Below are 9,302 nucleotides of genomic sequence, written 5' to 3'. Positions count from 1 at the left end.
CCCGCCTATGAAATTATGCTGGATGAATTACGCGATTATCGGTTTTATGCAGAAGATATGTTACATCCCAATGCAACAGCAATTCAATACATCTGGGACAAATTTTCTGAAGCTTGTGTTGATGAACGCGGACGAATATGTTTCAAACAAATGGCAGAAATAAATGCTGCTATTGCGCACAAACCCTTTTTCGAAACATCATTCCAACACCAACAATTCAAAAAAAACATGTTCGAAAAATCACAATCCCTTCAACTAACTTATCCGGAATTGGATTTGAGTGATGCGGTCGGGTATTTTAATTAGCAAATTAGGCGATTAACTAATTAGATGGGGTTTAGTGGTTGAATGGAATTCTTGCTCAAAATTCGGCGGTACGATTGGTACATTATTTATTTTTAACCACGGAGTGCACAAAGAAACCCAAGCAAAGAGCACGGAGGATCTTGTCTAAAAATGAAATTCCAACTATAAATTATCATTATTAAGAATAATTAAAATATTACGCTCTTTGTGGTCTCTGCGGGCTGTTTCCTTTGGGTTTTCTCTGTGGTTTCGGCTGTTTAATTGGTGCGTTATACGTTACAGCGCAATGGGCAGACACATGGGTCAGCCCCTACATGAGCTCCGAATGAAATTTTTACTCAAAATCGGCTGTTTAATTGGTACATTGGTACATTAACACATTGGTACATTAATTTGGAGCATCAACAACCCCCTCCGTATCAAAATCGCTGCGGGCTTTTCGCTTCAACAAGTCATTAATTTAATTTTTGCTCAAAACCGGCTGTTTAATTGGGTACATCGGGCATTTTCACATTGGGCATTAGCTTGTTTCCGCTACAATCCCGGCTAGGAGTTGCTGCATCGTTCTATTCAACAAAAAATTGGTGTATCGTAACATTTGAATTCGTCAAAATTGTTTCACCCCTACGGGGTTTGGTTTGTCGTTTCGATTTCATTTGCTAAAAATATGCAACCCCTGCCTCGTCCGGCAGGTAAACCTAAAGGGGTTGGTAATTCGTACCATTTGGGTTTTGTTTAAATTATTTTACCCCTACGGGGTTTGGTGATTCGTTTAAATTTCATTTGCTAAAAATATGCAACCCCTGCCTCGTCCGGCAGGTAAACCTAAAGGGGTTGGTTTGTCGTAACATTAGATTTCGGCAATTAATTGGTACATCAGTACATTATACGGCTGTTTAATTAACGCATCAGCACATTACCACATTAATTATTTTTAAGCACAACCCCGATAGCTATCGGGGGCACAAAGAAACAACACACAAATTTCACAGAGAATTTTGTCTAAAATTGAAATTTCAACTATAAATTATCATTATTAAGAATAATTAAAATATTACGCTCTTTGTGGTCTCTGCGGGCTGTTTCCTTTGGGTTTTCTCTGTGGTTTCGGCTGTTTAATTGGTGCCCCCTACGGGAGCTCCGAATGAAATTTTAGCTCAAAATTCGGGTGTTTAATTGGTGCATCATCATGGGTTAATATTGATTAACCCCTACGGGAGCTCCGAATGAAATTTTAACTCAAAATCGGGTGTTTAATTGGTGCATCATCACGGGTTAATATTGATTAACCCCTACGGGAGCTCCGAATGAAATTTTTAACTCAAAATTCGGGTGTTTAATTGGTGCATCATCACGGGTTAATTTTGATTAACCCCTACGGGAGCTCCGAATGAAATTTTTACTCAAAATCGGGTGTTTAATTGGTGCATCATCACGGGTTAATATTGATTAACCCCTACGGGAGCTCCGAATGAAATTTTTACTCAAAATTCGGGTGTTTAATTGGTGCATCATCACGGGTTAATATTGATTAACCCCTACGGAGCTCCGAATGAAATTTTTACTCAAATTCGGCTGTTCCATTGGTACATCGGTACATTGGTACATTATCCAGCTGTTTAATTATTTCATTATCCATTACAGCGAATTGGGCTGACACATGGGTCAGCCCCTACGGGAGTTCCGAATGAAATTTTTACTCAAAATTCGGCTGTTACATTGGTACATCGGTACATTCGCACATTGGTACATCAACCTTTCCACTCCTGGTATAACTGCGAAATTAATCCATCACTCAAACCTTGCTTCGGAACATAAATTTTTTCAATGCCGGCCCATTTCATTACGTTGATGTAGATTTTTAATGCGGGAACAATTACGTCTGCTCTATCCGGTTTCAAACCTAATTCGCGAACGCGTTCACCCATACTTAATTCATCCATATACATCATTACACGTTTTAGAATGCTGATACTTAAATATGGTTTTCCGGTTTTACCGTAGTGCTTCATTACATGGTTAATATTTCCACCAATGCCAATAGCACTTAATTCAAAATTTTGATTTTTTGTTTGTCTAATCCACTCCAGCATTTCTCTCCAGTCACCATCTGCAACCTGATCATTTAAAATGCGTAAAGTGCCAATATTAAATGAGCGATTCGCAATCATTTGCCCTCTGCCTAAAAAAGCCAGTTCTGTGCTTCCGCCACCAACATCTATATATAAATAAAAATCATTGGGTTCCAATCCCATTTGATCGAGTGGCATGCCCAGAATTGTTTTTCCTTCTTTATCGCCGGAAATTATTTGAATATCTAAACCGGCTTCTTTTTTTACTCTTTCAATAATTTGCGCACTGTTTTTTGCATCGCGCATGGCCGATGTTGCACAAACCTTAAATGCTGTTACCTTGTGAATTTCTATAATATGTTTCATAGAAATCATCGCTTTCACCAGCATATTTATTTTGTCGTCAGAAATTACACCATCTATAAAAGCATCTTCCCCTAACCTAACCGGAATACGAATTAAAGAATCTTTGTGAAAAACAGGGCCTTTAGGTGTTTCATATACATTTTCAATCAGTAGTCTGATTGCATTACTCCCAATATCAATTGCTGCAAATTTCATTTTTAATATTTATGTTGCACATGAGTACAACAGTTTTATGTATTTGATTTTAATTTTTCGTAATAATTTTTGAAATAATCATATAATGCCAACTGACTTCTTACCGCTGCTGCATTTTTTCCTTTGCTGATATAATCGTTTAAATGACCTTGTGCTAAGGTTCTGGCTTTAACGTTATCTTGCCATTGCAGGTCCAGAATTTCTTTTAATTGTTTTCTGATGTCTTTATCTAAAATACTTACCAGCACCTCAATACGATGATCAATATTTCTTTCCATCACATCTGCTGAACCCATATATATTTCTTCTTTACCATTATTGGCAAAATAAAATATACGCGGATGTTCCAGAAACCGGTCTAAAATACTAATGGCTTCAATATTTTCACTCAATCCTTCAACACCCGGCACCAGCGAACAAATACCGCGAACAATTAATTTCACTTTTACACCGGCATTACTCGCTTCGTATAATTTTTTAATAATTTCTTTGTCTACCAGATTATTAATCTTGAAAAATAATAGAGCAGGTTTTTTTTCCTTGGCATGTTTTATTTCCCGACTAATCAGTGATTTTAATTTTGCACGCATATTTAACGGTGCCACCATTAAATGTTTGTACTTCCCTATTTCAAAACGATTATCGAAAAATTCAAATATCTTTTTTACTTCTCTTGTAATTTCCGGTTTGGCTGTCAGCAGAAAAATATCGGTGTACACACGGGCTGTGTTTTCATTAAAATTACCCGTGCCAATAATCGCATATTGCACCAATTTGCCTTCGTGATTATGTGTTATTAAACATAATTTAGAATGCACTTTCAAATTATTAACACCAAACGAAACTTTTACACCTTCTTCCTGCAAACGGTTCGACCAGTAAATATTATTTTCCTCATCAAAACGCGCTTGTAATTCCATTACAACTGTAACTTGTTTTCCATTACGCGCAGCATTAATTAAACTCATTACCACACTCGAATTTTTTGCTACGCGATACAAGGTCATGTGTATGCTGGTAACATTTGGATTAATTGCCGCCTCACGCAATAAATCAATAATATGGTGAAAACTCTGATATGGAAAATGTAAAAATATATCCCGCTGTCGCAATACACTCGTAATACTGGAATTGGTGTTCAGCAACGGATGATGCACAGGAGGCATACTGCTATATTGTAGATCTTTCCTGCTTAAATCAGGAAAATTCATAAAGTCTTTGAAGTTGTGATAACGTGCACCGGGAATAATGGCATCATTACGTTGCAATTTCATCTTTTTTGCAAAAAACTGCAACATCTCTTCAGGCATTTGTGCATCATAAATAAAACGTGTGGTTTCACCTTTGGTGCGACGTTTTACACTTTTCTGAATTATCTCTAACATACTTTGCGATAAATCGGCGTGTAAATCCAATTCCGCATCGCGGGTAATTTTTATGGTATACGCATCAATGGAGTCATAATTAAAAATATAATACATGGCATCCAGATTGTAGCGGATAATATCATCTAATAAAATAATAAATTTCTTATCGCCATCATCAGGTAAAACAAAAAAGCGGGAAGGTTCACCATCAGGTACTTCTATTAATGAATATCTTGTTGCAGCAGGCTTTCCTGTTTTTACCATACGCACCGCCAGATAAATACTTTTGTCGTTTAACAAAGGCATTTTTTTATTATTATCGAGCATAATGGGAAACAATCGCTGATGTACTGTTTCATTAAAATAATTACGAATTAATTCGCCCTGCTGACTATTAATTTCTTTTTCGTTTAAAATAAACGTTTTATGTTTTTTCAGGTCTTCGAGAATTTGCAGATAGGCATTATCGAAACGGTTTTTTAAAACCAATACCTTTTTTTGAATTTGATTTAATGTTTTTTGCGGATTTACATCAAATACTTTCAATTGCGATTTTTGCAAACGCATCATGCGCCGCAACACTGCAACACGCACCCTGAATAACTCATCCTGATTATTGGAAAAAATGCCCAGAAAACGAATGCGTTCATTTAATGGAACACTGTTATCTTCAGCTTCCTGCAACACTCTTTCATTAAAGGATAACCAGCTGATGTCCCGGTTGATATATTTTAACTTCAATTTTTTCGTCTTTTTCGCGCTCATATACATTCGGTTGTACAGAGCAAATTTAATCTTTGGCTAAAATACTTGCCTGCCCTTACACCGCAACAGTAAAGATGATTAATTAATTGTTAATTAATTGTTTGGGTAACAAATGAGCAGATTTAAGCATTTCCGTAACTTTGCCGCATGAATCAGGATAAATACGGGTTGCGTGGGGTTTCATCGCAAAAAGAAGAAGTGCATAAAGCTATTGCCCACATGGATAAAGGCTTGTTTCCCAACGCTTTCTGTAAAATTTTACCTGATTTTGCCGCCGGCGATGGAGCGTATTGCAATGTAATGCACGCCGATACCGCAGGCACAAAAACGGCTTTAGCCTACATTTATTGGCAGGAAACCGGAGATTTAAGTGTTTGGGAAGGTGTTGCACAAGATGCTTTGGTTATGAACCTCGATGATATGGCTTGTGTGGGAATTACTGATAATATCACGATTTCATCAACCATTGGCCGAAACAAAAGTATCATTCCCGGAAGTGTTTTAGCAGCTGTAATCAATGGTACCAACCATTTTCTCGAAAATATGGCTCAACACGGCATCACCATTCACCATGCCGGTGGCGAAACTGCTGATGTGGGTGATATTGTACGCACCATTGATGTTGGCATTACCGCTTTTGGCAGAATAAAACGTAATGAGCTGGTAATCAACAACATACAACCGGGTAATGTAATTGTGGGACTGGCGAGTTATGGTCAGTCGACATACGAAACCGACTACAACGGTGGTATGGGCAGCAACGGACTTACCAGTGCGCGTCACGATGTTTTTTCAAAAGCATACGCCGAAAAATACCCGGATAGTTATAATCCGCTGATACCCAATGAAGTAGTTTATACCGGTTCGAAAAAATTAACCGATACATTATCTATCGGTGGGAAAGATATAACTGTCGGCAAATTAGTGTTATCTCCCACCAGAACCTATTTACCGGTTATAAAAACCATTTTAGCGCAACACAAAAGTGCCATTTCAGGCATGATTCACTGTTCCGGTGGCGGGCAAACTAAGGTGAAACATTTTATGGGAGATGTACATGTGATCAAGAATAATTTGTTTCCTACCCCACCTCTTTTTGAATTAATTCAAACTGAATCGAAAACGGACTGGAAAGAGATGTACAAAGTGTTTAACATGGGTTGTCGTTTGGAAATTTACACAGATGCAGTTGCTGCGGAAGCGATTATAGCCATCGCAAAAAGTTATAACATTGATGCACAAATCATAGGTCGCATTGAAAATGCTGATGCACCAAAAATTTCAGTTATTACCGAACACGGACATTTCGAATATTGATTACCAACCCGGGAAGTCGCGGAAATAAGCCCTGAACCGTTTTGCAGAGGTTACGCGATTTACATAAAAGAAGTTGAGGATTATCCCCAGAATTACAATCAGCATGCCGTTTATGGCGATAAGATTGAATCGTTCCCCAAAAAAGATATACCCGAAACCCAGCGCAAAAACAACGCCCAAGTAGGCATAATTTGCAATAGTTCCTGCCTTTTCTAACTGATAAGCTTTGGTCATATAAATTTGAGCAAACTGGGTTACAAGGCCCATCGTAATAATGAGCAACCATTCTTTTCCTTCAGGCATAACCCAGTTGTGCAGACAAAAAGGTAATACTAATGGGATTGTGCACAAGGGCAGATAAAATACCATCACCAAAGCAGGAACATGATTTGCAGTTTTACGTAATGCATTATAGGCTAAACCGGAAAAGGCAGCACCAATAATTCCGACAAGTAATAATGTTGTATGATTATTTTTTTCAAACCCGTTAATAAACAGAATACCTATAAATGAAATGCCAAAAAACAACCATTGTCGCCAGTTCATATTTTCTCTCAACAAAAAGGTGGCGAAAATAATGGTGAAAATTGGTGACAGATAGGCGATGGTAACTGCAGTAGCAAGCGGAAGATGCTGAATACTGAAGAAAAAAATCATGAGTGAAACCGAACCGGCTACTCCGCGACCAATCATAACCCAGCGGTGACTTCTTCCGAAGGGATATATATTACTGCGATAGAGCATAAACCCTGATGCAATAAGCATTACAAGCGAGCGAAACAAAACTAATTCATAAGAAGGAATGCGACCGAGATATTTAACCAGCACATTCATAATACCGAACAAAAACGTTGCGGTAATCATTAAATAAACTGCCTTTGCGTGAGTATTTGCCTGCACTATTGTAAATACAACATCTGCTGAACTGAATTAGTGCAAAATAACGCGCTAATTTTATGGAATTATACGGGAGTTATCACCATATTCACAAATTGCTATAATATTGCAGGTGACAATTTATGCACTGACAAATAAGCATACATTTTAATAAAACAGGTAATTCATGCAATAATTGTTGCTAAAATGGCCACTTATTTAAATTTTTAATGCATTAAAGGCTATAGCAGTTAAAACTTGTTAAAGTGAACCTAATTTGGCACGAATCTCGTTAATCTATAAATTCAAATGTAATTTAGCTACACAATAAAACCTATTGAAAGAAGATGAATAAAATGAAATTCCTATTTTTCCTGCTTACAGTTTCAGGCTTTTATGCAGGATATAGTCAGGTAGGCACCGCTCCTGCAAGTAGTTCAGAAACATTAACGGAAGCCCAGGCACTCGAAAAATTTGAACAATTTATGATGATTGTTGACGATCGTTACATGGACGATGTTGACGCAGGCAAGTTGGTAGAAGATGCCATTGTAGAAGTGCTCACTCAACTTGACCCCCACTCTGTTTATTTTACTGAAGATGAACTGAAAGCAGCGAACGAGCCGCTTGAAGGTAATTTTGAAGGAATCGGTATTCAGTTTAATTTACTGGATGATACCATCAATGTTGTTGGCGTTATTTCCGGTGGTCCGAGTGAAAAAGTGGGATTAATTGCCGGTGATAAAATTGTAAAAATAAACGATGAGCCTGTTGCAGGAATTGGCATGAGCAACAAAGGTGTCACTGACCGTTTACGCGGTAAAAAAGGCACCGATGTAAAAGTTTATGTTGAGCGCAAGGGTGCTAAAAAAATATTGGAATTTAAAATTACCCGCGATGTAATTCCGCTGTATAGTATTGATGCAAAATATATGGCTAATCCATCAACAGGATATATTCGTGTGAGCAAATTTGCTGCAACTACAACCGAAGAGTTTAGTGCTGCATTGGATCAATTACAAAAACAAGGCATGCAAAATCTGATTTTAGATTTGCGTGGTAATGGTGGCGGATATTTAAATGCTGCTATTGATATGGCGAACGAATTTTTACCTGCCAATAAATTAATTGTATATACAGAAGGTCGTGCTTACCCGCGTAAAAATGAAATATCGAAAGGTGATGGCAGTATGAAAGAAGGTAAAATTGTTGTATTGATTGACGAAGGTTCTGCATCTGCGAGTGAAATTGTTACCGGTGCTTTACAGGATTGGGATCGTGCCTTAGTTATTGGTAGAAGAAGTTTTGGAAAAGGATTGGTGCAACGTGCATTTAATTTACCCGACGGCTCAGCAATGCGTTTAACGGTTTCAAGATATTATACACCATCAGGAAGATGTATTCAGAAAAGTTATGAAGGCGGACTTGATGCTTATCACAACGAATTAAATGAACGTTACCGCGACGGTGAATTAACTGCTGATACAACATTTCATTATCCGGATTCACTTACGTTTTATACCAACAACAAACGTGTAGTATATGGTGGTGGTGGTATTATGCCTGACCTTTATGTTCCACTGGATACTTCATGGGCAACCGATTATTATGTTGAAGTGGTTGGAAAAGGTATCGTAAATCAATTTGCATTAACTTATGTAAATGCGAACCGCGACAAATTAACAAAACAATATGCCGACCCATTTGCATTTAACGACAACTTTGTAATAGACAGTAAATTATGGAACGACTTTTTTGCATATGCCGAAGCCGACAGTGTAAAAAAGGATGATGCTGAGTTTAAATTATGTGAAGAGAAATTAGGCAACGTAATAAAATCAGTTATTGCAAGAGATTTATATAATTTCGAAGCCTATTGGATAGTTTCCAATACTACTGATGAATATTTTATTAAAGCGCTCCAAAGTTTATCGGACGATACTTTTAATAAAATGAACATAGCAGGCAATTAAAATTATTTAGTAAAAAAAAACCGCGTTTGCAATGGCAACGCGGTTTTTTTATTTTATGCATTATC

Annotated in this window: 6 protein-coding genes; 3 read left to right on the top strand and 3 right to left on the bottom strand. The window is 37.4% G+C overall.

Features of this window, described 5'->3' with window-relative positions; genetic code table 11:
• Positions 1-306, top strand: a 306-nt coding sequence (locus IPI65_17150) for a GSCFA domain-containing protein (protein MBK7443169.1), incomplete at its 5' end; no start/stop codon positions are given.
• A 1,751-nt stretch (positions 307-2,057) separates the two neighbouring features.
• Here IPI65_17150 and IPI65_17145 read toward each other — a convergent pair.
• A complete protein-coding gene (locus IPI65_17145) occupies positions 2,058-2,939 on the bottom strand; it encodes an exopolyphosphatase (protein MBK7443168.1) in 882 nt (293 codons plus the stop codon).
• Positions 2,940-2,974: 35 nt separating this feature from the next.
• A complete protein-coding gene (gene ppk1 / locus IPI65_17140) occupies positions 2,975-5,071 on the bottom strand; it encodes a polyphosphate kinase 1 (GenBank protein MBK7443167.1) in 2,097 nt (698 codons plus the stop codon).
• A gap of 147 nt (positions 5,072-5,218) precedes the next feature.
• Here ppk1 and IPI65_17135 point away from each other — a divergent pair, with 147 nt between their 5' ends.
• Positions 5,219-6,388, top strand: coding sequence for a phosphoribosylformylglycinamidine cyclo-ligase (locus IPI65_17135; GenBank protein ID MBK7443166.1), 1,170 nt, complete (start codon positions 5,219-5,221; stop codon positions 6,386-6,388).
• On the opposite strand, the gene IPI65_17130 is transcribed toward IPI65_17135, so the two are convergent.
• Positions 6,389-7,288, bottom strand: a complete 900-nt coding sequence (locus IPI65_17130; protein MBK7443165.1) for a DMT family transporter — start codon at positions 7,286-7,288, stop codon at positions 6,389-6,391. It abuts the gene before it with no gap.
• Between the two features lie 332 nt (positions 7,289-7,620).
• Here IPI65_17130 and IPI65_17125 point away from each other — a divergent pair, with 332 nt between their 5' ends.
• Positions 7,621-9,237, top strand: coding sequence for a S41 family peptidase (locus IPI65_17125; GenBank protein ID MBK7443164.1), 1,617 nt, complete (start codon positions 7,621-7,623; stop codon positions 9,235-9,237).
• Positions 9,238-9,302 lie beyond the last annotated feature (65 nt).

The sequence above is a fragment of the Bacteroidota bacterium genome (assembly GCA_016706255.1).
GTDB lineage: Bacteria > Bacteroidota > Bacteroidia > Chitinophagales > BACL12 > UBA7236.
Note: the sequence above shows the minus strand (reverse complement) of the source record. Positions and strands in the feature narration are given on the sequence as shown.

What these genes read in the sequence shown, in the direction of transcription:
- IPI65_17145 (MBK7443168.1), bottom strand. Translation starts at nt 2,939, where the DNA reads ATGAAATTTGCAGCAATTGATATTGGGAGTAATGCAATCAGACTACTG.
- ppk1 (MBK7443167.1), bottom strand. Translation starts at nt 5,071, where the DNA reads ATGAGCGCGAAAAAGACGAAAAAATTGAAGTTAAAATATATCAACCGG.
- IPI65_17135 (MBK7443166.1), top strand. Translation starts at nt 5,219, where the DNA reads ATGAATCAGGATAAATACGGGTTGCGTGGGGTTTCATCGCAAAAAGAA.
- IPI65_17125 (MBK7443164.1), top strand. Translation starts at nt 7,621, where the DNA reads ATGAAATTCCTATTTTTCCTGCTTACAGTTTCAGGCTTTTATGCAGGA.